The sequence below is a fragment of the Streptomyces sp. NPDC085932 genome (assembly GCF_044540525.1).
Lineage (GTDB): Bacteria > Actinomycetota > Actinomycetes > Streptomycetales > Streptomycetaceae > Streptomyces > Streptomyces levis.
Window position 1 is genome coordinate 380,495 of the sequence record NZ_JBITSJ010000004.1, and the last position, 26,688, is coordinate 407,182.

Below are 26,688 nucleotides of genomic sequence, written 5' to 3' on the forward strand. Positions count from 1 at the left end.
CGGGGGCCGGTCCTGTGTCGTCCGGGGGCGGGGACGCCGTCAGTCGCGGTGCATGGGCCGGATGTCGGGGGTGACCTGGGTCGCCGGTGTCTTGCGGACGATCGTGATGAGCCGGTCGGTCAGCTCCAGCCTCCCCACGGCCGGGTCGTCGTAGCCGAGCACCCGGTGTCCGCGTATGACGCTGACGACCAGGTCGGCGACCTCGCGCGGCGTCTTGCCCACCTCGGCCTTGACGACCGGGCGCTCGACCAGGTCGAGGCCGGTGCCCTGCTGGATGAGGTCCTCCATCACCATGCCCGCGGACGGGCTCAGTACGGAGAGGCCGAGCAGCCGGCCGGCGGCGCTGGCGCTGGTGATGACGGCGTCGGCGCCGGACTGCTTGAGCAGCGGCGCGTTCTCCTCCTCGCGCACCGCGGCCACGATCTTCGCCCCGCGGTTGAGCTGCCGGGCCGTCAGCGCCACCAGCACCGCCGTGTCGTCGCGCTGGGTGGCGATGATGATCTGGCGGGCCTTGTGCACCTCGGCCCGCTTCAGCACCTCGCTGCGGGTCGCGTCCCCGACGATGCCGGCGTAGCCCTCGGCGGTCGCCGCGTCTATCACCTTGGAACTGGGGTCGACCACGACGACCTGCTCCTTCTTCAGCCCCGTCGCGCAGACGGTCCGGATCGCCGACCGGCCCTTGGTGCCGAAGCCGATGACGACGGTGTGATCGCGCAAGGTGGACCTCCAGCGGGTCAGTCGCCACTCCTCGCGGGTGCGCTCGGTGAGGGCTTCGAGGGTGGTACCGACCAGGATGATCAGGAACAGCACGCGCAGGGGCGTGACGACGAGAATGTTCGTGAGCCGGGCGCTTTCGCTGGCCGGCGTGATGTCACCGTAGCCGGTGGTGGAGAGGGTGACCGTCGCGTAGTAGAACGCGTCGAGGAGGCTGATGCCTCCGCCCGCGTTGTCGTTGTAGCCGTCGCGGTCGGCGTACACGATCAGTGCGGTCGCGACGAGGACCACCAGGGCCATGGAGAGCCGTTTGGCGACCTGGCGGAACGGGTGTTCCACCACCTTCCTCGGGAGCTTCACCCGATGAGTCACCAGATGCTCGTCGGCCTGGCGGGCGATCGCGTCCTGGCCCGGAAGTTTCACGTGAAACACACCCCGATTCCTGCGGCCGCCCAGGGCAGGTCCAGCAGTTCCGCCTCCTGCCCGGCATGTGCGCCGCCGGGCGGTACGACGGCCAGCGCGTCGGCCGCGGCGATGCCGCGCAGCATGGCCGGGCCGTTGTAGTGCAGCGGCACGGCCTGGTCGCCGCGCAGGACGACGGGCACGAGCCGCGTGTCGTGCGGGTGCCCCTGGACGCCGTCCCGCAGCGGCACGGTGTAGGCCTCCGGGGCCGGGCGGGCGGCGAGGATCCGCAGCAGCGGCTCGGCGAGCGTCAGCAGTCCCGAGACGGCGGCGAGCGGGTTGCCCGGCAGGCCGACCAGGTGCTGGGTCTCGGTGGTGCGTGCCAGCAGCATGGGGTGGCCGGGGCGGACCTTGACGCCGTCGACGAGGAGGTCGGCACCGAGCCGGCGCAGCGTGGGGTGGACGTGGTCGACGGGGCCCGCCGCGGTGCCGCCGGTGGTGACGACGAGGTCGGCCTCGGAGGTGCCGATCGCCTCGTGCAGGGCGTCGGCGTCGTCGCGGACGCGCCGTACGGCGGTGACCTCGGCGCCGAGCGCCCGGAGCCAGGGCGGCAGCATCGGGCCGAGGGCGTCCCGGATCAGCCCGTCGTGCGGCAGCCCTTCGGTGAGCAGCTCGTCGCCGAGGACGAGGACGTCGGCCCGGGGGCGCGGGACGGCGGTGACGGTGTCGTATCCGGCCGCCGCGGCCAGTCCCAGGACGGCCGGGGTGACCAGGGTGCCGACGGGCAGCAGCTGGTCGCCGGTGCGGCATTCCTGGCCGCGCGGGCGGATGTCCTGGCCGGTCATCACGTCCCGGGTGGCGTGGAGGCGGCCCTTGTCGTCGGTGCGGCCGTGCTCGGTGCGCAGGACGGCGGTGGTGTCCGGGGGGATGCGGGCGCCGGTGGCGATCGGGACGGCCTCGCCGTCGGTGAGGGGCGCCGGTCCGGCGTGCCCGGCCAGGACGCTCTCGTCCCGGACGGACCAGGGGGCGGGGCCGGCGACCGCCCAGCCGTCCATCGCCGAGGTGTCGAAGGAGGGGAGGTCGGTGAGGGCGTCGAGCGGGACGGCCAGGGTGAGGCCGAGGGCGGCGCCCAGGGGCACGGAGACGGGGGCGCGGCGGGCGGCCCGGACGGCGGTGCGCGCGGCCCGTTCGGCGACCGCACGGGCCTCCGGCCAAGGGGTGGCGCGGTGCCGGTCGGAGGGGGCGGGGGCGTCCTGCCGGGGAGGGGTGGGGATGCCGTCCGTCCCGCCCCGGGCGGCGGGGCCGCGCGCGTGGTGACCGCTGCTGTCGTTCACGAGGGCGAGCACCTCCTCGACGTCGAGGTCCTCGGCGTCCTCGCCGGTGCGGCTGCCGGGCGGGGTCATCCGGCGTCCGGCCGGGTGTCCGGGGTGGCGTCGGGGGCGACGTCGGCCCGGGCGGCGGTGGGCGCGGGCGGCGCGGCGTCCGAGCCGTTCTCCTCGGCCCAGCGCGCGGCGAGCGCCGCGGCCTTGCGGGCGGCCTCGGCGACCGCCTCGGGGCCGCCGCCCGCCCGGGCGGCGGCGTAACCGACCAGGAAGGTGGTCAGCGGCGCCGCGGGCCTGGCCACTCCGTGCGCGGCGTCGCGGGCGAGGTCGAGCAGGCCGCGGGTGTCGACGTCGAGGTCGATGCCCAGTTCGTCCTTGACGGCGGAAATCCATTCATCCAACACGTGCCCATGCTCCCTGATACGTGCCCTGGCGGTGGCGATGTCGTCCCAGGTGTCGCAGTCGAAGGACGCGACGGGATCGGCGATACGGGTGAGGTGCAGCTCGGCGACGAGGCGCCGCAGCGGCAGACCGTGCGGCGAGCCGTGCCGGACGGTGAGGAGCGCGAGCGTCTCGCGCAGGCGCGCGGCCCGGTACGCGGCCACGAGCGGCTGGTCGCGGCCGTCGGGGTCGGTCAGCAGGACGCCGTCGGCGCCGCCCGCGCGGAGCGTGTCCAGGAGCCGGCCGACGGTCCCCGCGTCGAGGAAGGGCAGGTCGGCGGAGACCACGACGACGTGCTCCGCGGTGGTGTGCCGCAGCCCGGCGTCGAGCGCGGCGAGCGGGCCGCCGCCGGGCGGGTCCTCATGGGCCCAGGTCACGGGGCGAGGGACCGGGCGGGGGGCGGCGACCACGACGGTGGTCCGCGCGGTGGCGCAGGCCGAGAGCACCCGGTCGAGCAGGGGCCGCCCGCCCACGCGCACCCCGGGTTTGTCCGCGCCGCCCAGACGCCGGGCGGCACCACCGGCGAGCACGACGGCGTCGTACGCGCCGGGTGCGCCGGGTGCGCCGGGTGCGCCGGGTGCGCCGGGTGCGCCGGGGTGCTGGTGTGCGGTCACCCCCCGAGTATGCGTGCCCCCGCGATCACACGGAACGCGGGGGAAGCGACGCGATCACGAGCGACAGCTCGCGGGAGGAACAGGAATCACAGCGTCCGCAACAGCACCGCCGGCTGTTCCACGCAGTCCGCCACGTACCGCAGGAAACCGCCCGCCACGCCGCCGTCGCACACCCGGTGGTCGAAGGTGAGCGAGAGCTGGACGACCTGGCGCACCGCCAGCTCGCCCTCGTGCACCCACGGCTTGGGGACGATGCGGCCGACGCCGAGCATGGCGGCCTCGGGGTGGTTGATGATCGGCGTCGAGCCGTCGACGCCGAAGACGCCGTAGTTGTTCAGCGTGAACGTGCCGCCGGTCAGCTCCGCCGGCGTCAGCGTCCCGGCCCGGCCCGCCTCGGTCAGCCGGGCGAACTCCGCGGTCAGCGACTCGGCGTCGCGCGCGTGCGCGTCCCGGACGACCGGTACGACGAGCCCGCGGTCGGTCTGCGCCGCGAAACCCAGGTGCACGTGGTCGAACCGGACGATCTCCCTGGCCTCCGTGTCGACCGTGGCGTTGAGCTCGGGGAAGCGGGCCAGGGCGGCGGTGCAGATCCGGGCCAGCAGGGCCAGGAGGGAGATCTTCGGGCCACCGGCCGCGTTCATGGCCGTGCGCGCCCGCATCAGCTCCGTGGCGTCCGCGTCCACCCAGCAGGTCGCGTCCGGGATCTCCCGGCGGCTGCGGGACAGCTTGTCGGCGACGGCGCCGCGCACGCCCTTGAGCGGCGTGCGGATCTCGCCGGTGGTGGCGGAGGACCGGGTCGCCGGGGCGGCCGGGCCCGCGGCCCGCGCGGCACCGGCCGCGTCCGCCGGCTGCGGTACCGGCGCGTGCGGCTGCGGCACGTGCGGCTGCGCCGCCGGTGCCGCCGTGCTGCCCCGGCCCGCCGCGCGCAGCGCGTACTCCACGTCCGCCCGCAGGATCAGTCCGTCCGGGCCGGAACCCGTCAGCTCCCGCAGGTCGAGGCCGTTCTGCCGGGCCAGCCTGCGCACCAGGGGCGAGATCACCGGGACGGGGCCGTCGTCGAGGGCGACAGCGCCCGCGTGCCCGTTCACGGGGCCGCTGGTGCCGTCGGCCACCGCCGGTACGGCCGCGTCGATACGTGCGGTCCCGGCCGCTCCGGCCCCGGCCACCCGGGTTTCGGCCGCTGCCGTACCGCCGCCCGGGGCCGCCCCGGCCCCCGCGGTGGCGGACGTCACCGGCCGGCCCGGCCGCACCCTGCGGCGCCGCGCGGGGGCCTCGGACGTGCCGTAGCCCACCAGGACGTTGCCCGAGCCCTCGCCGCCGGACCGGGACGGGCTCCCGGCGCCGGGGTCCGCGCTGCCGCCGGACGGCGACCGCTCCCCGACCGCCACCGTGATCAGCGGGGCCCCGACGGGCAGCTCCTGGCCCTCCTCGCCGAAGCGGGCCGTGACCACGCCGCCGTAGGGGCAGGGCACCTCGACCATCGCCTTGGCCGTCTCGACCTCGACGACCGGCTGGTCGATGGCGACGACGTCGCCGACCTCGACCAGCCAGCGCACGATCTCCGCCTCGGTGAGCCCCTCACCGAGGTCGGGCAGCTTGAACTCCAGCACCTGTGCCATCAGCTCTCGGCCTCCCACTGCAGGCGCCCCACGGCGTCCAGGATCCGGTCCACACCGGGCAGGTGGTGGCGCTCCAGCATCGGCGGCGGGTACGGGACGTCGAAGCCGGCCACGCGCAGCACCGGCGCCTCCAGGTGGTGGAAGCAGCGTTCCGTCACCCGGGCCGCGATCTCCCCGCCCGGGCCCCCGAAGGAGCCCGACTCGTGGACCACGACCGCGCGTCCCGTCCGCCGCACCGAGGCGCACACCGTCTCGTCGTCGAACGGCACCAGCGAGCGCAGGTCGACGACTTCGAGGTCCCAGCCCTCGGCCCGGGCCGCCTCGGCCGCCTCCATGCAGACGGGTACGGACGGCCCGTACGTGATGAGCGTGGCGCTCCGGCCGGAGCGCCGCACCACCGCGCGGCCGATCGGTTCAACGGGCGCGGGCTCCTCGGGGTTCCAGGAGTCCTTCGACCAGTAGAGCCGCTTGGGCTCCAGGAAGACGACCGGGTCGTCGGAGGCGATGGACGCGCGCAGCAGCCCGTAGGCGTCGGCGACGGTCGCAGGCGTGACGACATGGAGCCCCGGAGTCGCCATGTAGTACGCCTCGGAGGAGTCGCTGTGGTGCTCGACGCCGCCGATGCCGCCGCCGTAGGGGACGCGGATGGTGAGCGGCAGGGGCATCGCGCCGCGGGTGCGGTTGCGCATCCGGGAGACGTGCGAGATCAGCTGCTCGAACGCCGGGTAGGCGAACGCGTCGAACTGCATCTCCACGACCGGGCGCAGGCCGTACATGGCCATGCCGACGGCCGTGCCGAGGATGCCCGCCTCGGCCAGCGGGGTGTCCGTGCAGCGGTCCTCGCCGAACTCCTCGGCGAGTCCGTCGGTGACGCGGAAGACGCCGCCCAGGGTGCCGACGTCCTCGCCCATGACGTGCACGGCGGGGTCGGCGGCCATCGCGTCGCGCAGCGCGCGCGTGAGGGCCTGGGCCATGGTGGCCGGCTTGACGGCGACGGTGGTCATCGGTGCGTGCCCTCCTCGGCCTCGGCCTCCAGCTCGGCCCGCAGCTGCTCCCGCTGCTCGCGCAGCTGGGGCGTGGGCTCGGCGTAGACGTGGGCGAACAGGTCCATCGGGTCGAGGACCGGGTCCTGGTTCATCTGCTCGCGCAAGGAGGCTGCCATGGTCTCGGCGTCCTGGCGGGCGGCCTCGATGCCGGCTTCGTCGAGCAGGCCGCGCGCGGTCAGCTCGCGCTCCAGCAGCACGATCGGGTCGTGTTCGCGCCAGGCCTCGACCTCGGCGTCGCCGCGGTAACGGGTCGCGTCGTCGGCGTTGGTGTGGGCGTCCATGCGGTACGTGATCGCCTCGACGAGGGTGGGGCCGCCGCCCGCGCGTGCGTGGCGCACGGCGTCGGAGAGGACCTCGTGGACCGCCGCGGCGTCGTTGCCGTCGACCAGGCGGCCAGGCATGCCGTAGCCGACGGCCTTGTGGGCCAGCGACGGGGCCGCGGTCTGCTTGGCGAGCGGGACGGAGATCGCGAAGCCGTTGTTCTGCACGAGGAAGACGACCGGGGCCTGCCAGACGGCCGCGAAGTTCAGCGCCTCGTGGAAGTCGCCCTCGCTGGTGCCGCCGTCGCCGACCATGGCCAGCGCGACCACGTCGTCGCCCTTGAGGCGGGCGGCGTGCGCGAGGCCCACGGCGTGCGGCAGCTGCGTGGCCAGCGGGGTGGACAGGGGGGCGACCCGGTGCTCGTACGGGTCGTAGCCGGTGTGCCAGTCGCCGCGCAGCAGCGTCAGCGCCTGGGCCGGCTCCACGCCGCGGGCGACCACGGCGAGGGTGTCGCGGTAGCTCGGGAAGAGCCAGTCGCGCTCCTGGAGCACCATCGCGGCGGCGACCTCGCAGGCCTCCTGGCCGGTGGTGGAGGGGTAGACGGCGAGGCGGCCCTGCTTGGTGAGGGCGGTGGCCTGCGCGTTGTACCGGCGGCCGCGGACCAGCTGGGCGTACAGCGTCCGCAGCAGCTCCGGGTCGGCCTTGGCGGCCGCCTCGGTGCCGAGGACACGGTACGGCTCGGCGTCGGGCAGCAACGGCGCGGGATCCGTCCGGGGCTGCCATGCGGGCGGCGGGGTCGGCTGGTACGCGCCCCGCTGCTCCATGACCGTCATGACGGCACCTCCTCGTGGGAGCGGCTTGGAGGCACGTCGCCTGTGACGCGCCTCACCTACCGATTGTTCGGTCGTCGGCACATTTTGGCTACGGGTGGCCTCAGGCTGTGGACAAACGGTTCTCCACAGCCTGAGATGGACGCAGTACGTCCATCACCGGGAGGCGGGCGCAGGTGGCATCTGAACAAATGGCCGACGGCCGCGACGACGGAGGCACCCCTCCGGCCCGGCCGCTGGACGCCATAGATCAGGACATCCTGCGCATGCTCCAGGCGGACGGCCGCGCCTCGATACGGTCGGTCGCCGAGCGCGTCCACGTCTCGCGCGCCAACGCCTACGCCCGGATCAACCGGCTCGTCGAGGACGGGGTGATCCGCGGCTTCGGTGCCCGCGTCAACCACGAGCGGGCAGGTCAGGGGACCTCCGCGTACGTCACGCTGAAGATCGTGCAGAACTCCTGGCGCACGGTCCGCGAGCAGCTTCGGCAGCTGCCCGGCGCCTCGCACATCGCCCTGGTGGGCGGGGACTTCGACGTGCTGCTGCTGGTGCACGTCTCGGACAACCGGGCGCTGCGCGAGCTGGTGCTGACCCGGCTCCAGGCGATCCCGGAGGTGCTGAGCTCGCGCACGCTGCTGGTCTTCGAGGAGGAGGACCTGGAGCCGCAGGGCTGAGCCGGGCCGCTCCCGCGTGACGCAGCCCCTCCCGCGTGATTCAGCCGTTCCTGCGGAGTCCGCCGTTCTTGCGGAGTCCGCCGAACGCCAGCTGCACCACCGCGTCGGCCACCTCGCGCTCGCCCATGCCGCGGCCGTCCGGCCGGTACCACTCCACTATGGAGTTGATCATCCCGAAGACCAGCCGGGTCACCAGCCGGACCTCCACGTCCTCGCGCACGTCCCCGTCCGCAGCCGCCGCCTTGAGCAGGTCGGCGACCCGGTGGTCGAAGTCGCGGCGCCGCTCCAGGGCCCACCGCTCGGTGTCGGTGTTGCCGCGCACCCGCAGCAGCAGCGTCACGTAGGGCAGTTCGGCCATGAGGACCTCGACCATGCGCCGCACGACGTACTCCAGCCGTTCGACGGCGCTGCCCACGCGCGCGTGCTCCTCGTCGAGGATGCCGAAGAGACCGTCCAGGGCCCGGCTGACGGCCCGGCGCAGCAGTTCCTCCTTGCCGGTGACGTGGTGGTAGATCGAGGACTTGGAGATGCCGGCCGCCTTGGACAGGTGCTCCATGGAGGTGCCGTCGTAGCCGCGCTCGTTGAACACCCGGACCGCGACGGACAGCAGCGTGTCGGGGGTGTAGGTGTCGCGCCTGGCGGTGGTCATGAGGCGTTGCCCTCCCGCTGGTCGGAGGCGTGGGCGTGGCGGTACAGCGCGAGGGACGGCGCGTAGCGCCCCGAGGGGTCGCGCAGGTGCAGGTCGTCCAGGAGCGCGTAGGCCCAGGAGCGGCCGAGCCTGCGGCTCCACTCGAAGGGACCCAGAGGGTAGTTGACACCGAGGCGCATCGCGGTGTCGATGTCCTCCTCGGTGGCGACGCCCTTGGCGACCGCGTCGTGCGCGAGGTCGATGATCCGGGCGACCGTGCGGGCGACGATCATGCCGGGCACGTCGCCGATGACGGTGACCTTCTTGCCGAGCGCCTGGAAGAGGCCGACGGCCTCGGCGAGGGTCTGCGGCGCGGTGTCCTGGGAGGCGGACAGGGCGATCCGGGTCGCCTTGCGGTAGTCCAGGGCCAGGTCGAAGTAGACGACGTCCCGGAACTCCACGGAGGTCTGCCCGTCGGCGAGGGCCAGCTGGCCGCCGCTCGGCAGCACCAGCCGGGTGCCGTTGTCCTCGTCCTCCTCGCGGACCTGGACGCCCGCCTCCCGGATCATCGCGAGCAGGTCGCCGGCCGGCCCGAGGTCGCCCTCGGCGACGACGTACGCGGGCGGCTGCCGCCGCTCCGCCGTGTCCGGCTCGGGGCGCTCGGCGCCGTCCCCGTGGTCGTACCAGCCCTGGCCCGTCTTGCGGCCCAGCCGGCCGGACTCCACCAGACGGCGCTGGGCGAGAGACGGAGTGAAGCGCACGTCCTGGAAGAAGGACTCCCAGACCGAGCGCGTGACGGACTCGTTGACGTCCTGGCCGATCAGGTCGGTCAGCTCGAACGCGCCCATGCGGAAACCGCCGGACTCGCGCAGCACGGCGTCGATGGTGGCCGGGTCGGCGCCCTGCGCCTCGTACACCGCGAAGGCCTCGGCGTAGAAGGGCCGGGCGATGCGGTTGACGATGAAGCCGGGGGTGTCGGCGCAGGCGACGGGCGTCTTGCCCCAGGCGCGGGCGGTCTCGTACGCGCGCGTGGCGTACGTGACGTCGGTGGCGAAGCCGGAGACGACCTCGACCAGCGGCAGCAGCGGGGCGGGGTTGAAGAAGTGCAGGCCGACGAAGCGGCCCGGGACGCGCAGGGCGCCGCCGATGGCCGTGACGGACAGCGACGAGGTGTTGGTGGCGAGCAGGCAGTCGTCGTCGACGATGCCCTCCAGCTCGCGGAACAGCTCCTGCTTGACGTCCAGCCGCTCCAGGACCGCCTCGACCACCAGGGCGCAGTCGGCGAGCTCGGCGAGGGTCTCGGCGGGCAGCAGACGGGCCCGGGCGGCGTCCCGGTCGGCGGCGGTGAGCCGCTCCTTCTCGACGAGCCGGTCCAGCCGGGCCCCGATCGCGTCGGCCGCCTGCCGCGCCCGCCCCGGGAGGGCGTCGTACAGCCGTACCGGATGGCCCGCGACCAGCGCGACCTGGGCGATTCCCTGGCCCATGGTGCCGGTGCCGACGACGGCCACGGGGCTGCTGAGGTCGAGTGCTGTCATGTGCGCGATCCTCCCGCACGGGGTTTTCCACAGATGCGGCGGACCCCCTTGAACCGACCGATCGTTCGGTTACTCTAGCTCTGTCCGAGTGTTCCTGCCCAGGTTTCTGCCCAGGTCATGAACTCGACGAGGAGTTCTTGAGACGAGGAGTTGGTCACCCATGACCGCCGCACTCTCGGCGCACGAGCTGATCGCCCGGCACCGGTCCACCCTCGACCAGGCGCTGGAAGCGATCCGCACGCGCGCGTACTGGTCCCCGCACCCCGAGCACCCGAAGGCCTACGGGGAGAACGGCAGCCTGGACGCGGCGGCGGGCAAGGCCGCCTTCGACGCCCTGCTCGGCAGCCGTCTCGACCTCGGCCAGCCCGGGACGGACGACTGGGTGGGCGGCGAGACGTCCCCGTACGGCATCGACCTGGGCGTGACGTACCCGCACGCGGACCTCGACGTGCTGCTGCCCGCCATGAGGGCCGGGCAGCGGGCCTGGCGGGACGCGGGCGCCGAGCAGCGCGCGGTGGTCTGCCTGGAGATCCTCAAGCGCATCAGCGACCGGACGCACGAGTTCGCGCACGCGGTCATGCACACCTCCGGCCAGGCCTTCATGATGGCGTTCCAGGCGGGCGGCCCCCACGCCCAGGACCGCGGCCTGGAGGCGGTGGCGTACGCGTACGTGGAGCAGGTGCGCACGCCCGACAACGCCGAGTGGACCAAGCCCCAGGGCAAGCGCGACCCGCTGGCACTGACCAAGCAGTTCACGCCGGTCCCGCGGGGCATCGCCCTGATGATCGGCTGCAACACCTTCCCGACGTGGAACGGCTACCCGGGCCTGTTCGCCTCCCTCGCCACCGGCAACGCGGTCCTGGTCAAGCCCCACCCGCGCGCGGTGCTGCCGCTCGCGCTCACCGTCCAGGTGGCCCGCGAGGTGCTCGCCGAGACGGGCTTCGACCCGAACCTGGTGGCGCTGGCCGCCGAGCGCCCCGGCGAGGGCATCGCCAAGACGCTCGCGCTGCGCCCCGAGATCCGGATCATCGACTACACGGGCTCGACGGAGTTCGGCGACTGGCTGGAGGCCAACGCCCGCCAGGCGCAGGTCTACACGGAGAAGGCCGGCGTCAACACGGTCGTCGTGCACTCCACGTCCGACTACAAGGGCATGCTCTCCAACCTGGCGTTCTCGCTGTCCCTGTACAGCGGCCAGATGTGCACGACCCCGCAGAACCTGCTGATCCCGCGCGAGGGCATCGCCACGGACCAGGGCCCCAAGTCGTACGACGAGGTCGCCGCGGACCTCGCCAGGGCGGTCGACGGGCTGCTGGGCGACGACGCCCGGGCCAACGCCCTGCTGGGCGCGATCGTCAACCCGGACGTGAAGGCCCGCCTGGAGGCAGCGGCCGGGCTGGGCGAGGTCGCCCTGGCCTCCCGGGAGATCACCAACCCGGACTTCCCGGGGGCGGTCGTGCGCTCGCCCGTCATCGTGAAGCTGGACGGGGCCAAGCCGGACGCGGAGGCCGCGTACATGAGCGAGTGCTTCGGGCCGGTGTCCTTCGCCGTGGCCGTCGACTCGGCCACGGACGCGGTGGAGCTGCTGCGGCGGACCGTGCGCGAGAAGGGCGCGATGACCGTCGGCGCGTACACGACCGACCCGGAGGTCGAGGAGGCCGTGCGGGAGGCGTGCCTGGAGGAGGCGGCGCAGCTGTCGCTGAATCTGACCGGCGGGGTGTACGTGAACCAGACGGCCGCGTTCTCCGACTTCCACGGGTCCGGTGGGAATCCGGCGGCCAGTGCGGCGCTGTGTGACGGGGCGTTCGTGGCCAACCGGTTCCGGGTGGTCGAGGTGCGCAGGGAGGCCTAGGAGCCCGGGGGGGGCGGTGAGTAGCGCGAGTGCCGGTGGTGCGTGGTTGCTCGCGCGGTTCCCGCGCCCCTACAGGGGCGCTGCGAAACCCGCGCTCCAGTGGTACAGGGTCATGGCCACGCTGGTCGCCAGGTTGTAGCTGCTGACCTGGGGGCGCATCGGCAGGGACAGCAAGTGGTCCGCCCGCGCGCGCAGTTCGGGTGACAGGCCCGCGCGTTCGGAGCCGAACGCGAGGACGGCGTCGTCGGGGAGCGTCACGCCCCGCAGGTCGTCGCCCTCCGGGTCCAGGGCGAAGAGGGGCCCGGGCGGCAGTTCGCCGACCGTCAGGCGCTCCACCGCCGTCGCGAAGTGCAGCCCCGCGCCGCCGCGCACGACGGTCGGGTGCCACGGGTCGACCGTGCCCGTCGTCACCACTCCGGTCGCGCCGAGGCCCGCGGCCAGGCGGATCACCGCTCCCGCGTTGCCGAGGTTGCGGGGATTGTCGAGCACCACCACCGGGGCCGTGCGGGGCGTACGGGCCAGGCGCGCCAGGTGGGACTCGCGCGAGGGCCGTACCGCCAGGGCGGCCACGGCCGTGGGGTGCGGGCGCGGCACGAGCGAGGTGTAGGTCCCGTGCGGGACCTCCGTCAGCAGCGCGGCCAGCGCGTCCCGCACGTCCGGGGCCAGCTCGTCCGCCAGGGCGAGCGCGGCCGTCCGGTCCGCGGTGACCGCCACCGGCACCTCGGCGCCGAACCGCAGCGCGTGCTTGAGGGCGTGGAAGCCGTCGAGCAGGACGGTGGTGGCGGCGAGCCGGTGCCAGTCGGCGACGGGGTCGGTCATGCCCCGAAGCCTACGTGCGTGGTCTCGGGGCTCTCCCGGCCGCGCTGCCCGGGCACGCGCACCCGCTCGGCCCTCCGGCGCAGGACCCGGTCCCGGGCGCGGGCGGTCCAGGAGCCCAGGCGGCGCAGGAACGCCGTGGGCAGGAACACCGCGTCCGCCGCGATCATCGCGAGCGAGAAGAACGGCAGGCCGAGGACGACCGCGATCGCCGCGTGCTCGATGATCATGACGGCCAGCAGGACGTTCTTCACCCGCCGGTTGAACAGCGTGAACGGGAAGGCGACCTGGACGAGGACCGTCCCGTAGGTCACGAGCATCACGAGCGTGCCGCTGGCGGTGAGCAGGTCGGCGAGGGCCGGCCACGGGGAGAAGGACTCCAGCTGGAGCGGGTAGTAGACGGCGGTGCCGTCCTGCCAGCGGGAACCCTGGATCTTGTACCAGCCCGCCGTCGCGTAGATCAGGCACGCCTCGGCCATGATCACGAGCAGGGCGCCGTTGTGCACGACGTCGGCGACGACGTCGAGCACGATCCGCGGCTCGCCCGAGCCGGCCCGGCGGCCGGCCAGCCACCACAGGGCCTGTGCCGTCCACACGGTCCACAGCAGGGCCGGGATCAGCCAGTCACCCTGCATCCGGCCGGCCAGGGTGACGGCGAGCAGCGCGCAGCCGAGCACGGCCCACAGCGCCGGTCCCGTCCGGTCGGTGACCCGCTCGCCGCGTATCCGGGCCGCCCGGGCCCGGGCGGCCCGGCGGGCGTCCAGCGACCAGACCTGGGCACAGCGCGTGAACACCAGGTAGATCGACATCAGGTGCAGCACGTTGTCGCCGCCGTCGCCCATGAAGACGCTGCGGTTCTGCAGCGACAGCACGCCGGCCATGAACAGCACCGACATCGTGCGGGTGCGCCAGCCCAGCAGCAGCAGGACGCTCGCGAGGACGGCCAGCGCGTAGACGGTCTCGAACCAGACGCGGCCGTCGAACCACATCAGCGCGGTGAAGGCGCCGTTCGTGCCGATCAGCTGCTCGGCGAGGTCCCGGCTCCACGGGCCGTCCGGGCCGTAGAGCTCCTGGCGGTGGGGGAACTCGCGGAGCAGGAACAGCAGCCAGGTGGCGCTGAAACCGATGCGGATCACGGCGGTCTGGTGAGGGCCGAGGGCGGACTCGGTGACCCGGGCGATGCCGCGCGAGAGCGCCAGCGTGAAGCGGTTCACCGCACGCCTCCCAGGGCCTCGTCGCGGGGCACCTTCCACCACGGCAGCTCCCGGTAGGACGGTGTCGTGGTGACCTTCTCCCGGCTCCACTCCGGCGGGGGCACGTTGCTGGTGCGCGAGCGCACCTGCACCCGCTCCAGGACACCGCCGTCCCCGGTCGTGGCCCGCACCGCGTCGTTGCGGTCCAGGCGCAGGACCGCGATCCGGCGCAGATACGCCTCGGAGAGCGCGCCGCGCAGGCCCACCGGGCGGTTCTGGCTGTCGTGGGTGGCGACGTAGAAGTCCCAGGCGCGGCGCAGTTCGTTCTGCTGGGTGTGGCTGGGCAGCGGGTTGCCGTCGATCGCCCGGCCGTCCTCGGCGGACAGGTCGTACCAGCCGCTGGTGATCGTCATGCCGTCCGTCCCGCGCACCGACGCCCTGACCTGCACGGAGATGTTCTGCTGCAGCGGGTTGGGGGCGAAGAGCTTCCAGTTCTGTTCGAACTCCGGATAGATCCAGTCGTCCACGGCCTCGCCGTGCTCCCTGCTGACGGTGTTCGCCGGCGCCACGTGCAGGAACGTCATCCCGACGTGCACGCAGACCCCGACCGCGACGACCGCGAGGGCCAGCGCGACGACGATCCGGTAGGGCAGAGACAGCACGGCGATCCCGGCGAGGGAATCGCCCGGGGGTTGCGAGCCCGAGGACGTCCCGGACCACCCGGACGGCGAGCCCGGCTCGGGGGGCGGGCCTGACTCGGGCGACCGAACCGACTCGCGCGGCGGACCCGGCTCGGACGGGCGAACCGACTCGCGCGGCGGACCCGACTCGGGCGGCGGACCCGGCTCGCGCGGCGGACCCGACTCGGGCGGCGGACCCGGCTCGCGCGGCGGATCCGACTCGGGCGGCGGACCCGGCTCGGGCGGGCGAACCGGCTCGGGCGGCGGCCCTGGCTCGGGCGGGCGAACCGGCTCGGGCGGCGGGCCCGGGTGGGCCGGCGCGTCCGGGCCTTTCCGGGCGGTCGAGCCCTCGTCGTACGCGTCCATTCCGCCCCGTTCCACGATCCCGGTCCGTCGTTTCCGTCCGCCCGGCCGCGAGGGCGTCGCACCGCACGCGCACCACCGCGCGATCCCGGCACCGGCACGGTACTCAGGCCACCCACCCCGGCACAGCCCCTGCCGACCGGTCCGGGCCGTGGCCGTCGCCACACCCCGCAGGCCGACCGTACGGTCCCCCGGCCCCACCCGGGCCACGATCCCCCGCCCCACAGAGGACCCCCGCAGGTTATCCACAGGGCGCCCCGGCCGGTCGTCCCGAGGAGTGACACCCTACGGCGCCCGCCCGTACGCCCATTCCCTTCTCCTAGAACCTGTTCTATCTTGACGCACCGTCAGCTCGACGGGATCGCCGGAAGGACGGGCACCGTGGACTTCACCTTCTCCGAGGAGCAGCAGGCGGCGGCCGAGGCGGCGAAGGGCGTGTTCGCCGGGGTCGCCCCCGACGCCGTGCCCAGCCCGGCCCTCACCCCGGGCGCCGTCGCCGAGACGTACGACCGCGCGCTGTGGGACCGGCTCGCCGACGCGGACCTGCTGAGCCTGCTGCTCGACGAGCGCTACGGCGGGGCGGGCCTGGACGCCGTCGCGCTCTGCCTGGTGTTGCGGGAGTCGGCCCGGGTGCTGGCCCGGGTGCCGCTGCTGGAGAGCAGCGCGGCCGCCGCCACCGTGCAGGCCCACGGCAGTGCGGAGACGGCGTCCGCCCTGCTGCCCGGGGCCGCCCGGGGCGAGACCGTGCTCACCGTCGCCGCGCACGGCCGCACCGGCCACGACCCGGCCGAGCTGGCCGTGACCGCCCGCCGGGACGGCGGGGCGTGGGTGCTGGACGGGGTGCAGACGGCGGTGCCGTGGGCCCACGACGCGGACGTCACGCTGGTCCCCGCGCACACCGGGACCGGCCGGACCGTGCTCGCCCTGGTCCCCCGCGGACACGAGGGCACCGTCCTCGCCGAGCAGTTCTCCACCAGCGGCGAGCGCCTCGGCGAGCTGCGGCTGGAGTCGGCGCGGTTCGCCGCCCGGGAGGTGATCAACGCCGAGGGGGCGTGGGACGGGCTGCGGGACCTGCTGGCCACCGGGACGTGCGCGCTGGCGCTCGGGCTCGGGGAGCGGGTGCTGCGGATGACCGCGGACTACGCGGGCCGGCGGGAACAGTTCGGGCACCCCATCGCGACCTTCCAGGCCGTCGCCGTACAGGCGGCCGACCGCTACATCGACCTGCGCGCGATGGAGGCCACGCTGTGGCAGGCCGCGTGGCGGATTGCCTCGGGAGCGCCGGGCGCGCTGCCCACCACCGGTGACGTGGCCGTCGCCAAGATCTGGGCGGCGGAGGGGGTGCGCCGGGTGGTGCAGACCGCGCAGCACCTGCACGGCGGGTTCGGCGCCGACGTGGACTACCCGCTGCACCGCTATCACGCCTGGGCCAAGTACCTGGAACTGTCGCTCGGCCCGGCGGCCGCGCACGAGGAGGCCCTGGGCGACCTCCTGGCAGCACATCCCCTGGCCTGAGCCCGGGCGCGGGATCCCGTCACCCCACCGCCCGGTCCCCGGCGAACCTGCTCGCGGCCCCGACGGATCCCGCACACGCGGCAACCCTGCGCGTACGGCGGTGGGCCTTCATGCGGTGGGCCTACAGGCCGGGGGGTCTACAGAACGGTGGGTCTACAGGACGAACCCGGGCTGTCCGTCGTCCGTCACGACGGGACGGCCCGCCGCCTCCCACACCTGCATGCCGCCGTCGACGTTCACCGCGTCCACGCCCTGCTGGGCCAGGTACATCGTGACCTGGGCACTGCGGCCGCCGGAACGGCAGATCACATGCACCCGGCCGTCCTGCGGGGCGGCCTCGGTCAGCTCGCCGTACCGGGCGACGAACTCACTGATGGGGATGTGCAGCGCCCCTTCGGCGTGCCCCGCCTTCCACTCGTCGTCCTCCCGGACGTCCAGCAGGAAGTCGCCGTCCTTGAGGTCCGCGACCGCGACGGTGGGTACCCCAGCTCCAAAACTCATGCGTCCGACGCTACCCGAACCCACCCCCGGGGCGGCCGGGACGCCGGTCAGCCCGTGCCGTCGCCGAGCAGCGCGGTCAGCTCCGTCTCGCGCTCACCGACCTGCGTCAGCAACTGCTGCCCGATCTCGTCCAGGAGGCGGTCGGGGTCGTCCGGGGCCAGCTGGAGCATGTGGCCTATGGCGCTGTCCTCCAGCTCCCGGGCGAGCAGGCCGAGCATCTCCTTGCGCCGGTCGAGCCATTCGAGGCGGGCGTACAGCTCCTCCGCGCGGCTCGGGACCCGCTTCAGCTCGGGCCCCTTGGCCCATTCCTCGGCGAGCTCGCGCAGCTCCGCCTCGTCGCCGCGGGCGTAGGCGGCGTTGACGCGGGTGATGAACTCCTCGCGCCGCTCGCGCTCCGCCTCCTCCTGCGCAAGGTCGGGGTGGGCCTTGCGGGCGAGGTCGCGGTAGAGCTTGCGGGCCTCCTCGCTGGGGCGGACACGCTGCGGGGGCCGGACCGCCTGGTCCGTGAGCATGGCCACGGCCTCCGGGAACAGGCCGCTGTCGTCCATCCAGCCGTGCAGCAGCTCCTCCACGCCGGGGATCGGCGCGAGCCGGGCCAGGGCCTCGTCGGCCCGGCGCCGGTCCTCGGGGTCGCCGCTGCGGGCGGCCCGGGCCTGGAGGATCCGGGCGTCCAGCTCCTCCAGCCGGGCGTAGAGCGGACCGAGCTTCTGTTCGTGGAGCCGGGAGAAGTTCTCGACCTCGACGCGGAAGGTCTCCACCGCGATCTCGTACTCGATCAGCGCCTGCTCGGCGGCCCGTACGGCCCGCTCCAGCCGCGCCTCGGGGCGCGCCGCCTCGTCCTCGGGCGTCACCTGTTCCTCACCGGCGCCGCCACCACCCTGCTCAGCTTCCGGGGTCGTCACCCGACCAGCCTAGGCCACGGCGGGACCGGGCCCGCGCGCCTGCCCGCCGCGCGTCACACACCCGTCCCCGCCACGCGTCAGGCCCGTCCCCGCCGCGCGTCAGGCCCGTCCCCGCCGCGCGTCACACACCCGTCTCCGCCGCGATCTTCCCCGCGCGCACCGCCGCCACCAGATCCGCGTGGTCCGCCTCCGTGCGGTCGGCGTAGGCCACCGCGAAGGCGGCCATCGCCTCGTCCAGCTCCTCGTTCTTGCCGCAGTACCCGGCGACCAGCCGCGGGTCGGCGCTGTGGGCGTGGGCCCGGGCGAGGAGGGCGCCGGTCATACGGCCGTAGTCGTCGAGCTGGTCGGCGGCCAGGGCGGCCGGGTCGACGCTGCCCTTGCGGTTGCGGAACTGGCGGACCTGGTAGGGGCGTCCGTCGACCGTCGTCCAGCCGAGCAGATTGTCGCTGACGACCTGCATGCGCTTCTGGCCGAGCACGACCCGGCGGCCCTCGTGTCCGGCCTCGGGCGGCTCGAAGCCGGCCGTCACCAGATGCGGCACCAGCGCCGACGCCCGCGCCTCCTTCACCTGCAGCACCAGCGGCTCCCCGCGGTGGTCCAGGAGCAGCACCACGTAGGACCGGGTGCCGACGCTGCCGGTGCCGACGACGCGGAACGCCACGTCGTGCACCGCGTACCGCGCGAGCAGGGGCAGGCGGTCCTCCGGCAGGGTGCCGACGTACTCCTCCAGGGACGCCGCCACCGCCGCGGCCTCCTCGTCCGGGACGCGGTGCAGCACCGGCGGGGCGTCGACGAAGCGGCGTCCGCCGTCCTCCGTGGCCTCGGTCGACTTGGCCGCGAAGCGTCCGCTGGTGTTGAGGCGGGCCTTCTCCGAGACGCGCTCCAGCGTGCCGAGCAGGTCGTGGGCGTCGGTGTGGGAGACGAGCTCCTCGTCCGCGATGGCGTTCCACGCGTCCAGGACCGGGAGCTTGGCCAGCAGCCGCATCGTGCGGCGGTAGGCGCCCGCCGCGTCGTGGGCCGCCTTGCGGCAGGTGTCCTCGTCGGCGCCCGCCTCCCGGCCGGCCAGCACCAGGGAGGTCGCGAGGCGCTTGAGGTCCCATTCCCAGGGGCCGTGCACCGTCTCGTCGAAGTCGTTCAGATCGATGACCAGGCCACCGCGCGCGTCGCCGTACAGGCCGAAGTTGGCCGCGTGGGCGTCGCCGCAGATCTGGGCCCCGATCCGGGTCATGGGGGTACGCGCCAGGTCGTGCGCCATGAGGCCGGCCGCGCCGCGCAGGAACGTGAACGGGCTGGCGGTCATGCGGCCCACCCGCAGGGGCGTGAGCCCGGGGAGCCGGCCGCGGCCCGACTCCTCGACCGCGCTCAACGCGTCGGGCCGGGAGGGGTCCGGGTCGAACGTGGCGTGCGCGCTGCGCGGGACGCGCTCGCGCAGGGCCTTGCCCTCGTCCTTGGGCGAGCCCGCGGAGGGCCACTCCGCGAAGCCGCGCACCCGGGGCAGCCTGGGTGCCGTCCCGTCCCCGCCGTTCTTCCCAGCCACCGTTCCGGTCATCGCGACCGCCTCCCCCGTACGCGCACGAACATCAACTCGTGCCGACCGTACAACCGGCGGCCGCTGCGCGTCAGACCCTGTGGACAACTCCACCGCTGTGGACAACCGACGATCAACCGGCCGTCCGACGGAGAGCGTCCTACGCCCCCGAAGGCGCCCGCGCCGGCACGGCACCCTCCTGCCCGGCCACCTGTTCCCGCCCAGGTACCGGCTGCGGCTCCCCTGGTTCCCGCACCGGACCCGGCTGCGCCTCCCGCTCCTCCACCCGCGCCTGCGCCAGCACCCGCTGCGCGCGGTCCGCCGAGATGTCGAGGCGCGCCAGCACCGCCGGGACGGCGATGCTCGGCAGGAAGTGCTCGAACATCACCACGACGCGGCGCTCCAGGTCCTGCCGCTGACAGCGCAGCTGGGACAGCAGCTGCACCCCGGAGAAGCTGCCGACCAGCAGCTCCGCCGTGTCCGCCACGTCGACGTGCGGCAGCAGTTCGCCCTGGGCCTTCGCGTCGCCCAGCCGCTGCACGTTCTGGTCGATCCACATCCGGAAGGCCGGTGTGCGGTCGAGGTCCATCGCTCCCTGGTCGAGGGCGAGCCCCACACTGGCGCGCACCAGCGGCTCGGACCGCAGGCGGCGGGCCAGCGCCAGCCCCGAGTCGACGAGTTCCTGGAGCTTGCAGGCCTGCGGCGGGAGCGTGATCGCGAGCTGTTCCTCGAACACCCCGATCGCCAGCTCCTCCTTGGAGCCGAAGTGGAAGTACAGCGCGCCCTTGGTCACGCCCGCGCGGTCCAGGATCTCCCCGATGGTCGCCGAGGTGTAGCCGCGTTCGTCGAAGACGGCCGCCGCCGCCTCCAGGATGGTCCGCCGGGTGCGGATCGCGCGCTCCTGTCGCGCCATCGGGTGCCTCCTGATCTTTGTCGATCCCTGTCAACTCGCTGTGCGGCGAGGGCGCGAGAGCCTGTCCCAGCGGATTGCTCACCCTTTGAAAAAAACCGGCTCGTCCGTATCTTAGTCAGACGTCGACCCCAGCCAGGCAGCCGATCCCGGGGGTTCCCATGCTGCGGACAGGCCCTTCGAGCGCACTCACGGACGATCAGACCGGACGAACGGCCCGCCCGGCAAACGCAACCGCGTCGGTCGTCGAGAACGCGCCACACAGGACCGTCACGAAGGAACTCGCCCACCGCACCACAGAGACCGACGTCTTCCCCACCCGGTGGCGCCGCATCTCCGACACCCGCTTCCGCTTCACCGCGCACTGGCCGGCCGCCCACCCCTTCTTCGGCCCCGCCGACGGCATCCACCAGGATCCGATGATCGTGGGCGAAACGTTGCGGCAGGCCTCGATGGTGCTCGCGCACGCCGAGTTCGGGGCCCCTGCGGACACCCACTTCGTCATGTGGGACCTCACGGTCTCCACCGACCCCGGGGCCCTGCTGCTGGCGGACGCCGCGGAGCCGGTCGTCGTGGACGTCGTCTGCTCCGAGATACGCCGCCGTGGCCGCGGCCTGGCCGGCATGCGGACCACGATGGAGTTCCGCCGCGCGGGCCGGTTCGTCGGCCGCGGCACCGGCAGCACCGGCTGCACCTCGCCGCTCGCCTACCGCCGCCTGCGCGGAGGACAGTTGGACGCCATGGACAAGCCCGTGCCGGCGCTGCCCGGCATAGCGCCCGGGCTCACCGGCCGCGCCAACCCCGAGGACGTCGTCCTCGCACCCGGCGACGGGCCCGGCGTCTGGCACCTGCGCGTGGACACCGGCCACCCCGTCCTCTTCCCCCGGCCCAACGACCACGTGCCCGGGATGGTCCTGTTCGAGGCGGCCCGCCAGGCAGCGGCCGCCGCGTCCGGCGTGCGCCCCTTCCTGCCGCGCGCGATGACGGTCACCTTCGCCCGGTACGCCGAACTGCACAGCCCCTGCCGGCTGGAGACCGAGGTGCTCGAGGAGAGCCCCGGGGAGGTGACCGTCCTCGTGTCCGGGCGGCAGGACGGCGAGTCCGTCTTCACCGCCCGCCTGACCTCCGCGCGGCCCCGGCCGGTACGGTCCCTGTCGTGACCGTCACCTTCCTGATCACCGGCCCGAGCGGCTTCGTCGGCAGCCGGGTGGCGGCCTCGGCCCGCCTCCGCCCCGGCGTCCGCGTGCGGCTGCTGTCCCGGCAGGGCGCCCACGGGGACGCCGCGCCCGACGTCGTCCACGGCGACCTGTCCGACCCGCCCTCCTTGCGCGGCGCCTGTGCCGGCGTCGACGTACTGGTGCACTGCGCCTCGCGGATCGGCGGCGACGCCGCCACCGTCGCGGCCGTCAACGACCACGGCACCCGCGCCCTGGTCGAGGAGGCCGTGCGCGCCGGAGTGCGCCGGATCGTGTACGTGAGCACGGCCGCCGTCCACGGCCGGGGCCCCTTCCGCGGCGTCCGCCCCGGGGACGTCCCGATCGCGCCCGCGTCGGCCACCAGCCGCACCCGCGCCGCCGCCGAATCGCACGTCCTGGACGCGGGCGGCCTGGTGCTGCGGCCCCACCTGGTCTACGGCGAGGGCGACCGCTGGGTCGTCCCCGGACTGGCCTGGCTGCTGGACGAGTTGGGCGCGACCGTGACCGGCTGCACGGCGCTGCAGTCGATGATCGACGTCACCACCCTGGGCCACGCGGTGGTGGCCGCCGCACTGTCCCCGGCGCACGGCGGCGGCGCGCACTACGTCGGCCACCCCGAGCCGGTGCCCCTGTCCGAACTGCTCGGGGCCGTGCGCGAGGAGCTGGGGGTGCCCGGCGGCGGTGCGGCGGTGGACGTCGCCACCGCCCTGGACCGGGCCGCCGGTTCCCCGCGCGCCCTGCATCACCTCGGCATGCTCACGGTCGACCACTGGTTCGTCGACGACGGGTTCTGGAAGGACCTCGACTGCCCGCCCGGGGACGGGTTCGCGGCCGGGTTCAGGCGCGCGGCACCCTGGTACCGCTCGTTCCTCGCGGACCGGACAGCTTCCTGATCGCCTCCGCCTCCTCGGGGCGCGGACCCTCGTCACGGCCGTGCAGCAGCACCGGCAGCGTCTCGTGGCCGGTGGAGATGATGGAGCGCAGCCGCTTCGGCGGGCGCGCCGGATCGGCCAGGGCCAGCCGCGGGAACCGCTCGAACAGGGACGTCAGCGCCACCGTCGCCTCGGCCATCGCCAGGGGCCGGCCCAGGCAGTGGTGCACGCCGTGCCCGAAGGACACGTGGTCGCGGCTGGTCGCGCGCGTGACGTCGAACCGGTCGGCGTCGGGCCCGTGCCGCTCCGGGTCGCGTCCGGCGCCGGCGAAGGAGACGACGAGCGGGTCGCCCCGCGGGATGGTCAGACCCGGCCGGATCTCGATGTCCTCCACGGCGTAGCGCAGGCCCGACATGGCACCCGGCGCCTCGTACCGCAGCGACTCCTCCAGGGCGTCCTCCCAGGTCGCCCGGCCGGAGCGGACGAGCTCCAGCTGGTCGGGGTGGGTGAGCAGGCTGTGCACGGTGTTGTCGATGAGGTTCACGGTGGTCTCGAAGCCCGCGGTGAGCAGCAGGATCAGGTTGTCCATCAACTCCTGTTCGCTGAGGCTCCCTTCGTCGCGGGCGGCGATCAGGGCCGTCGTCAGGTCGTCGGCCGGGTGCGCCCGCTTGTGCTCCAGGAACGCGGTCAGCGTGGCGTAGAGGTCGACCCCGTTGGCCTGAGCGTCCTCCAGGGAGATCGCCGTGTCGAAGAAACGGCTGATGATGCGGTAGAGGGCCAGGCGGGGACCGTCCTCGCCGGGCGGTACGCCGAAGAGCTCGCACACCACCTCGTGCGGCACCGGCGCCGCGAACGCCGCGCGCAGGTCGACGACTTCGCCCTCCGGCAGCCGCTCCAGGTCGTCCAGGGCCCGGTCGACGATCTGCCGCACGCGCGGCAGCAGCGCGTCCACGCGGCGTTTGGTGAAGGCGGCGGCCATCGGTTTGCGCAGCCGGCTGTGGTCGTCGCCGTAGGCGGTGACCATGTTGCGCACCGAGACCCAGATGGCCAGCGGCCAGGTGCGGGAGATGTCCCCGTTGATCCAGGCCGGCCAGTGCCGGTAGGCGTCCTTGCTGGTCTCGGGTCCGGCCAGGAGCCGTTTGTTCAGCTCCAGGCCGTTGATCCACCACGCCCGTACGCCGCCCGGGAGTTCCACCTCCACGGCCGGGCCCCGGGCGCGGATCCGGGCTATCTCGTCGTAGAGGTGCTGGCCGGACGGGTCGATCGTCAGGAAGGGGCAGGCCGGTTGTGCCATGGGGCGTCGCTCCTCGGTTCGCTGGTCTGGGAGACCATCGTCCGATCCGGGCGCGGAAAAAACTTGGCAACCGGTTTGTTCCGGTCATCCGCCGCTGCCGTCGACGGGCCGACGCGGGTGCGACCGGGGCGCGGCTACCGCAGGGCGAGCCGAACCGGAACCGCCTCTTCCAGAGCCGCATCGGCCCCCGGGGCCCGCTGGTCCGCCTCCGGGGCCCTCTGCTCCGGCTCGCGGCCCGCCGGGTCCAGGACGGCGGCGAGGTGCGGTGCGGCCACGCAGGGCAGCAGCAGGTGCCACAGGTCGGTCAGCGAGGGGCGGGCGAGCCAGCCGTGGTCGTCGCGGGCCAGCACCTCGATGCCGGTGGTCGCGGCGAGGACGACGGCACCGGTGCGCGGCGGCGCCACCCCGGCGGCCAGTTCGCCCCTCCGCTCCGCCTCGTCCAGCAGGTCGTGCACGCACGCCCGCCACTCCCGGCGCAGGTCACGGGCCCGCCCGGCGGCCGCCTCGGCGTTGAGCCGCAATCCCGCCCGGACGACGACGTCGGCGCGGAGCAGCCGGGCGACCCGGTGGGTGACGTCCACGAGGCGCTGCAGGGCGCACCCGTCGCCGGTGCGGCCCGCCAGCGCCACCCGGCGCAGGGCACGGGCGGCCTCCTGCTCCACGGCGTCGGCCACGGCGGCCTTGTTGGCGAAGTGGAAGTGCAGCGCCCCGGAGCTGACCCCGGCTCCCGCGCTGATCTCCGCCAGGCTGGCCCGGTCGTACCCGCGGGCCTCGAACTGCTCGGCCGCCGAACGGATCAGCGCGCGACGGGTCCGCACGGCCCGGTCCTGTTTGGTCACCCGTGGCTCCCCTGCAGGGCTCTGAATGGCGACGCAATGAAACCAAGTCGCCGGTTTTTCCACAACGCGCCCCCGGCCGGCGGCCGTCGGAGGGCTCCCCTACGCGCGCAGGTACGCCAGCACCGCCAGCACCCTGCGGTGGGTGTCCTGCGCCGGGGGCAGGTCCAGCTTGGTGAGGATGCCCGAGACGTGCTTGCCCACGGCCGCCTCGGAGACCACCAGCCTGCGGGCGATCGCGCTGTTGGACCGGCCCTCGGCGATCAGCGCCAGCACCTCCCGCTCGCGCGGGCTGAGCCGCTCCAGCGGGTCGCGGCGGCGCCGCAGCAACTGCCGTACCACCTCGGGGTCGACGACCGTGCCGCCGTCGGCCACCTCGCCGAGGGCCGTGACGAACTCCTCGACCTGGCCGACGCGGTCCTTCAGCAGGTAGCCGACGCCCGTGCCGTCGCCGGAGTCGAGCAGTTCGGCGGCGTAGCGGCGCTGCACGTACTGGCTGAGGACCAGCACGGGCAGTGTGGGCCGCTCCCGGCGCAGCCGCACCGCCGCGTGCAGGCCCTCGTCCTGGAAGCCGGGCGGCATCCGCACGTCCGTCACGACCACGTCCGGGTCGTGCTCCCCGACGGCGGCGACCAGGGCCTCGGCGTCGCCCACCGCGGCGGCGACCTCGTGCCCGCAGCGGCCGAGCAGCCCGACGAGTCCGTCCCGCAGCAGCACGCTGTCCTCGGCCAGGACGACCCGCAGCGGGCGGTCAACGCGCAGGGTCACAGGGGATCTCCACACACAGCAGGGTCGGTCCGCCGGGCGGGCTGGACAGGGCGAGTCTGCCATCGAGCACCGACACCCGGTCGGCGAGTCCGGTCAGCCCGCTGCCCTGCCCTGCCCGCGCGCCGCCGCGTCCGTCGTCGCGGATCCGCAGCGACAGCCGGCCGTCGTGGTGCCCGCCGCTGACCTCGGCCCTGGTCGCCCCGCTGTGCCGGGCCACGTTGGCGAGCGCCTCGCACACCACGAAGTAGGCGGTGGCCTCGACGGCCGGGGAGAGCCGCACGGACAGCTCCAGGTCGACGTCGACCGGCACGGCCGAGCGGTCGGCGGCGTCACAGACGGCGGCTTCGAGACCGTAGTCGGCGAGGACCTTGGGGTGGATGCCGTGGATGAGTTCGCGCAGCTCCGCCAGGGCCGCCCCGGCCTCCTCGTGCGCGGTGGCGAGCTGGTCGGCCAGCGGGCCGGGCGGGGCGTCGAGACGGGCCAGGCCGAGCGTCATCGTCAGGGCGACGAGCCGCTGCTGGGCCCCGTCGTGCAGATCGCGTTCGATGCGCCGCCGCTCCGCCTCGAAGGCGTCCACCAACCGCGCCCGGGAACGCGTCAGTTCGACCACCCGGGCCCCCAGGCCCACCTCCCGGGGCGCGACCAGCAGCCGGGTCAGTCCGGCCCGGGCCCCGGCCGCGACGCCCAGCAGATAGCCGCCGGGGACGAGCAGGATCAGCCCGAGGACGGCCCAGCCGCCGGCGGCCGGCCAGCCGGTGACCAGCCACAGCTTGAGCACCTTCGCCTCGCCGGAGACGCCCAGCAGCACCGGCGTGAGCAGCACGGACAGCGGGGCCAGCAGGCCGACGGCGAGCACCAGGGCGTCCACCGGCCACAGCAGCCCCGCGAACAGCAGCACGTGGCCGAGTTCCCGCCAGGTGGCCCGTTCCCGCAGCCGCGTCGACAGCCAGGCCCGCAGCCCCGGTGTTCCGGGCGGCTCGTGCGGGTCGGGCGCCGGCTCGGCGTCGACCAGCCGCAGCCGCAGCCGCTCCACCGCCGCCACCGGAAGACCCGCCAGGGCGGTGGCCAGCAGCAGCGGGATCCCCACCAGGGCGAGCGCGAGCACACCGCCGGCCACCGCCGACAGCACGATCCCCACGAGCACGAAGGCCCCGGCGACCGCGCCGGTGAGCAGGTAACCGGCGGACCGCCAGGGCCACGCCGACAGCGGGTAGCCGGGGCGGGCCAGGGCCTGCCACACGTTCGAAGGGCGCATGGGGATCACCGTAGGAGCCCGGCCCTGGCCCGGCCATGGGTGTGGACGGAGGTCCGGGGGTAGGCCTGGCCCTACCCCAGGTGTAGGCCCCACCGCACTGCGCCGGACCGCTCCCGCCGGG

At 74.3% G+C, this 26,688-nt stretch carries 24 protein-coding genes; 5 read left to right on the forward strand and 19 right to left on the reverse strand.

Annotated features, from left to right (window positions below):
• Nucleotides 1–39: 39 nt before the first annotated feature.
• The 6 genes from ACIGAQ_RS22005 to pdhA form a co-directional block, all read right to left on the reverse strand.
• Nucleotides 40–1,137, reverse strand: coding sequence for a potassium channel family protein (locus ACIGAQ_RS22005; RefSeq protein WP_311682493.1), 1,098 nt, complete (start codon nucleotides 1,135–1,137; stop codon nucleotides 40–42).
• The gene (locus ACIGAQ_RS22010) at nucleotides 1,134–2,519 is read right to left on the reverse strand and encodes a molybdopterin molybdotransferase MoeA (RefSeq protein WP_399785228.1); all 1,386 of its coding nucleotides are present in this window, start codon (nucleotides 2,517–2,519) and stop codon (nucleotides 1,134–1,136) included. The genes ACIGAQ_RS22005 and ACIGAQ_RS22010 overlap by 4 nt, the downstream gene beginning before the upstream one ends.
• Nucleotides 2,516–3,493 carry an NTP transferase domain-containing protein gene (locus ACIGAQ_RS22015; RefSeq protein ID WP_399785231.1) on the reverse strand — a complete coding sequence of 326 codons (978 nt, stop codon included), beginning with the start codon at nucleotides 3,491–3,493 and terminating at the stop codon, nucleotides 2,516–2,518. The genes ACIGAQ_RS22010 and ACIGAQ_RS22015 overlap by 4 nt, the downstream gene beginning before the upstream one ends.
• A gap of 86 nt (nucleotides 3,494–3,579) precedes the next feature.
• A complete protein-coding gene (locus ACIGAQ_RS22020; RefSeq protein WP_399785234.1) occupies nucleotides 3,580–5,112 on the reverse strand; it encodes a dihydrolipoamide acetyltransferase family protein in 1,533 nt (510 codons plus the stop codon).
• Nucleotides 5,112–6,116, reverse strand: a complete 1,005-nt coding sequence (locus tag ACIGAQ_RS22025; RefSeq protein WP_399785237.1) for an alpha-ketoacid dehydrogenase subunit beta — start codon at nucleotides 6,114–6,116, stop codon at nucleotides 5,112–5,114. Before ACIGAQ_RS22025 ends, ACIGAQ_RS22020 begins: the two co-directional genes overlap by 1 nt.
• Nucleotides 6,113–7,252, reverse strand: coding sequence for a pyruvate dehydrogenase (acetyl-transferring) E1 component subunit alpha (gene pdhA, locus ACIGAQ_RS22030; RefSeq protein ID WP_399785240.1), 1,140 nt, complete (start codon nucleotides 7,250–7,252; stop codon nucleotides 6,113–6,115). The genes ACIGAQ_RS22025 and pdhA overlap by 4 nt, the downstream gene beginning before the upstream one ends.
• A gap of 188 nt (nucleotides 7,253–7,440) precedes the next feature.
• Between pdhA and ACIGAQ_RS22035 the strand changes: the two genes are divergently transcribed.
• Entirely contained in the window at nucleotides 7,441–7,923 is a 483-nt protein-coding gene (locus ACIGAQ_RS22035) for an Lrp/AsnC family transcriptional regulator (RefSeq protein ID WP_311682889.1), read from the forward strand.
• 40 nt (nucleotides 7,924–7,963) lie between these two features.
• Here ACIGAQ_RS22035 and ACIGAQ_RS22040 read toward each other — a convergent pair whose 3' ends face one another.
• Both ACIGAQ_RS22040 and ACIGAQ_RS22045 read right to left on the reverse strand, forming a co-directional pair.
• Entirely contained in the window at nucleotides 7,964–8,572 is a 609-nt protein-coding gene (locus tag ACIGAQ_RS22040) for a TetR/AcrR family transcriptional regulator (RefSeq protein ID WP_311682505.1), read from the reverse strand.
• On the reverse strand, nucleotides 8,569–10,086 hold the full coding sequence (locus ACIGAQ_RS22045) for a 3-hydroxyacyl-CoA dehydrogenase (protein ID WP_311682507.1): 1,518 nt from the start codon (nucleotides 10,084–10,086) through the stop codon (nucleotides 8,569–8,571). The genes ACIGAQ_RS22040 and ACIGAQ_RS22045 overlap by 4 nt, the downstream gene beginning before the upstream one ends.
• A 160-nt stretch (nucleotides 10,087–10,246) precedes the next feature.
• On the opposite strand from ACIGAQ_RS22045, the gene paaN reads away from it, so the two are divergent.
• A complete protein-coding gene (paaN, locus tag ACIGAQ_RS22050) occupies nucleotides 10,247–11,938 on the forward strand; it encodes a phenylacetic acid degradation protein PaaN (protein ID WP_399785244.1) in 1,692 nt (563 codons plus the stop codon).
• A 69-nt stretch (nucleotides 11,939–12,007) separates the two neighbouring features.
• Here paaN and ACIGAQ_RS22055 read toward each other — a convergent pair whose 3' ends face one another.
• From ACIGAQ_RS22055 to ACIGAQ_RS22065, 3 genes are read right to left on the reverse strand one after another with little or no spacing between them, the layout of a single operon-like run.
• Entirely contained in the window at nucleotides 12,008–12,757 is a 750-nt protein-coding gene (locus ACIGAQ_RS22055; protein ID WP_399785247.1) for a TrmH family RNA methyltransferase, read from the reverse strand.
• Nucleotides 12,754–13,968: an HTTM domain-containing protein gene (locus ACIGAQ_RS22060; protein WP_399785250.1), complete on the reverse strand. Its 1,215-nt coding sequence runs from the start codon at nucleotides 13,966–13,968 to the stop codon at nucleotides 12,754–12,756. The genes ACIGAQ_RS22055 and ACIGAQ_RS22060 overlap by 4 nt, the downstream gene beginning before the upstream one ends.
• A complete protein-coding gene (locus ACIGAQ_RS22065; protein WP_399785253.1) occupies nucleotides 13,965–14,993 on the reverse strand; it encodes a DUF5819 family protein in 1,029 nt (342 codons plus the stop codon). Before ACIGAQ_RS22065 ends, ACIGAQ_RS22060 begins: the two co-directional genes overlap by 4 nt.
• A gap of 378 nt (nucleotides 14,994–15,371) precedes the next feature.
• Here ACIGAQ_RS22065 and ACIGAQ_RS22070 point away from each other — a divergent pair, with 378 nt between their 5' ends.
• On the forward strand, nucleotides 15,372–16,505 hold the full coding sequence (locus ACIGAQ_RS22070) for an acyl-CoA dehydrogenase family protein (protein ID WP_399785898.1): 1,134 nt from the start codon (nucleotides 15,372–15,374) through the stop codon (nucleotides 16,503–16,505).
• 153 nt (nucleotides 16,506–16,658) lie between these two features.
• On the opposite strand, the gene ACIGAQ_RS22075 is transcribed toward ACIGAQ_RS22070, so the two are convergent.
• The 4 genes from ACIGAQ_RS22075 to ACIGAQ_RS22090 all read right to left on the reverse strand — a co-directional run bounded on the left by ACIGAQ_RS22075 (nucleotide 16,659) and on the right by ACIGAQ_RS22090 (nucleotide 20,349).
• Nucleotides 16,659–17,006 (reverse strand): rhodanese-like domain-containing protein, encoded by a 348-nt coding sequence (locus ACIGAQ_RS22075; protein ID WP_094058009.1) that lies wholly within the window; start codon nucleotides 17,004–17,006, stop codon nucleotides 16,659–16,661.
• Nucleotides 17,007–17,053: 47 nt separating this feature from the next.
• A complete protein-coding gene (locus tag ACIGAQ_RS22080; RefSeq protein ID WP_399785257.1) occupies nucleotides 17,054–17,908 on the reverse strand; it encodes a hypothetical protein in 855 nt (284 codons plus the stop codon).
• 121 nt (nucleotides 17,909–18,029) lie between these two features.
• Nucleotides 18,030–19,457: a DUF2252 domain-containing protein gene (locus ACIGAQ_RS22085; protein ID WP_362275975.1), complete on the reverse strand. Its 1,428-nt coding sequence runs from the start codon at nucleotides 19,455–19,457 to the stop codon at nucleotides 18,030–18,032.
• A gap of 139 nt (nucleotides 19,458–19,596) precedes the next feature.
• Entirely contained in the window at nucleotides 19,597–20,349 is a 753-nt protein-coding gene (locus tag ACIGAQ_RS22090; RefSeq protein ID WP_399785260.1) for a ScbR family autoregulator-binding transcription factor, read from the reverse strand.
• 158 nt (nucleotides 20,350–20,507) lie between these two features.
• Here ACIGAQ_RS22090 and ACIGAQ_RS22095 point away from each other — a divergent pair, with 158 nt between their 5' ends.
• Both ACIGAQ_RS22095 and ACIGAQ_RS22100 read left to right on the forward strand, forming a co-directional pair.
• Nucleotides 20,508–21,506 carry a ScbA/BarX family gamma-butyrolactone biosynthesis protein gene (locus tag ACIGAQ_RS22095; protein ID WP_399785263.1) on the forward strand — a complete coding sequence of 333 codons (999 nt, stop codon included), beginning with the start codon at nucleotides 20,508–20,510 and terminating at the stop codon, nucleotides 21,504–21,506.
• Nucleotides 21,503–22,435: an NAD-dependent epimerase/dehydratase family protein gene (locus ACIGAQ_RS22100; RefSeq protein WP_399785266.1), complete on the forward strand. Its 933-nt coding sequence runs from the start codon at nucleotides 21,503–21,505 to the stop codon at nucleotides 22,433–22,435. The genes ACIGAQ_RS22095 and ACIGAQ_RS22100 overlap by 4 nt, the downstream gene beginning before the upstream one ends.
• Here ACIGAQ_RS22100 and ACIGAQ_RS22105 read toward each other — a convergent pair.
• The 4 genes from ACIGAQ_RS22105 to ACIGAQ_RS22120 form a co-directional block, all read right to left on the reverse strand.
• Entirely contained in the window at nucleotides 22,380–23,708 is a 1,329-nt protein-coding gene (locus ACIGAQ_RS22105; RefSeq protein ID WP_399785269.1) for a cytochrome P450, read from the reverse strand. The genes ACIGAQ_RS22100 and ACIGAQ_RS22105 overlap by 56 nt on opposite strands.
• Nucleotides 23,709–23,842: 134 nt before the next feature.
• Nucleotides 23,843–24,547 (reverse strand): ScbR family autoregulator-binding transcription factor, encoded by a 705-nt coding sequence (locus ACIGAQ_RS22110; RefSeq protein ID WP_399785272.1) that lies wholly within the window; start codon nucleotides 24,545–24,547, stop codon nucleotides 23,843–23,845.
• Nucleotides 24,548–24,646: 99 nt separating this feature from the next.
• Nucleotides 24,647–25,306, reverse strand: coding sequence for a response regulator transcription factor (locus ACIGAQ_RS22115; protein WP_362276549.1), 660 nt, complete (start codon nucleotides 25,304–25,306; stop codon nucleotides 24,647–24,649).
• Entirely contained in the window at nucleotides 25,296–26,567 is a 1,272-nt protein-coding gene (locus ACIGAQ_RS22120; RefSeq protein WP_399785275.1) for a sensor histidine kinase, read from the reverse strand. Before ACIGAQ_RS22120 ends, ACIGAQ_RS22115 begins: the two co-directional genes overlap by 11 nt.
• Between the last annotated feature and the right edge of the window lie 121 nt (nucleotides 26,568–26,688).

Excerpts from the sequence above, each read along its gene's own strand:
- ACIGAQ_RS22010 (WP_399785228.1), bottom strand. The coding sequence starts at position 2,519 with ATGACCCCGCCCGGCAGCCGCACCGGCGAGGACGCCGAGGACCTCGAC.
- ACIGAQ_RS22020 (WP_399785234.1), bottom strand. The coding sequence starts at position 5,112 with ATGGCACAGGTGCTGGAGTTCAAGCTGCCCGACCTCGGTGAGGGGCTC.
- ACIGAQ_RS22025 (WP_399785237.1), bottom strand. The coding sequence starts at position 6,116 with ATGACCACCGTCGCCGTCAAGCCGGCCACCATGGCCCAGGCCCTCACG.
- pdhA (WP_399785240.1), bottom strand. The coding sequence starts at position 7,252 with ATGACGGTCATGGAGCAGCGGGGCGCGTACCAGCCGACCCCGCCGCCC.
- ACIGAQ_RS22035 (WP_311682889.1), top strand. The coding sequence starts at position 7,441 with ATGGCCGACGGCCGCGACGACGGAGGCACCCCTCCGGCCCGGCCGCTG.
- ACIGAQ_RS22040 (WP_311682505.1), bottom strand. The coding sequence starts at position 8,572 with ATGACCACCGCCAGGCGCGACACCTACACCCCCGACACGCTGCTGTCC.
- ACIGAQ_RS22045 (WP_311682507.1), bottom strand. The coding sequence starts at position 10,086 with ATGACAGCACTCGACCTCAGCAGCCCCGTGGCCGTCGTCGGCACCGGC.
- paaN (WP_399785244.1), top strand. The coding sequence starts at position 10,247 with ATGACCGCCGCACTCTCGGCGCACGAGCTGATCGCCCGGCACCGGTCC.
- ACIGAQ_RS22055 (WP_399785247.1), bottom strand. The coding sequence starts at position 12,757 with ATGACCGACCCCGTCGCCGACTGGCACCGGCTCGCCGCCACCACCGTC.
- ACIGAQ_RS22065 (WP_399785253.1), bottom strand. The coding sequence starts at position 14,993 with ATGGACGCGTACGACGAGGGCTCGACCGCCCGGAAAGGCCCGGACGCG.
- ACIGAQ_RS22075 (WP_094058009.1), bottom strand. The coding sequence starts at position 17,006 with ATGAGTTTTGGAGCTGGGGTACCCACCGTCGCGGTCGCGGACCTCAAG.
- ACIGAQ_RS22085 (WP_362275975.1), bottom strand. The coding sequence starts at position 19,457 with ATGACCGGAACGGTGGCTGGGAAGAACGGCGGGGACGGGACGGCACCC.
- ACIGAQ_RS22090 (WP_399785260.1), bottom strand. The coding sequence starts at position 20,349 with ATGGCGCGACAGGAGCGCGCGATCCGCACCCGGCGGACCATCCTGGAG.
- ACIGAQ_RS22095 (WP_399785263.1), top strand. The coding sequence starts at position 20,508 with ATGCTGCGGACAGGCCCTTCGAGCGCACTCACGGACGATCAGACCGGA.
- ACIGAQ_RS22105 (WP_399785269.1), bottom strand. The coding sequence starts at position 23,708 with ATGGCACAACCGGCCTGCCCCTTCCTGACGATCGACCCGTCCGGCCAG.
- ACIGAQ_RS22120 (WP_399785275.1), bottom strand. The coding sequence starts at position 26,567 with ATGCGCCCTTCGAACGTGTGGCAGGCCCTGGCCCGCCCCGGCTACCCG.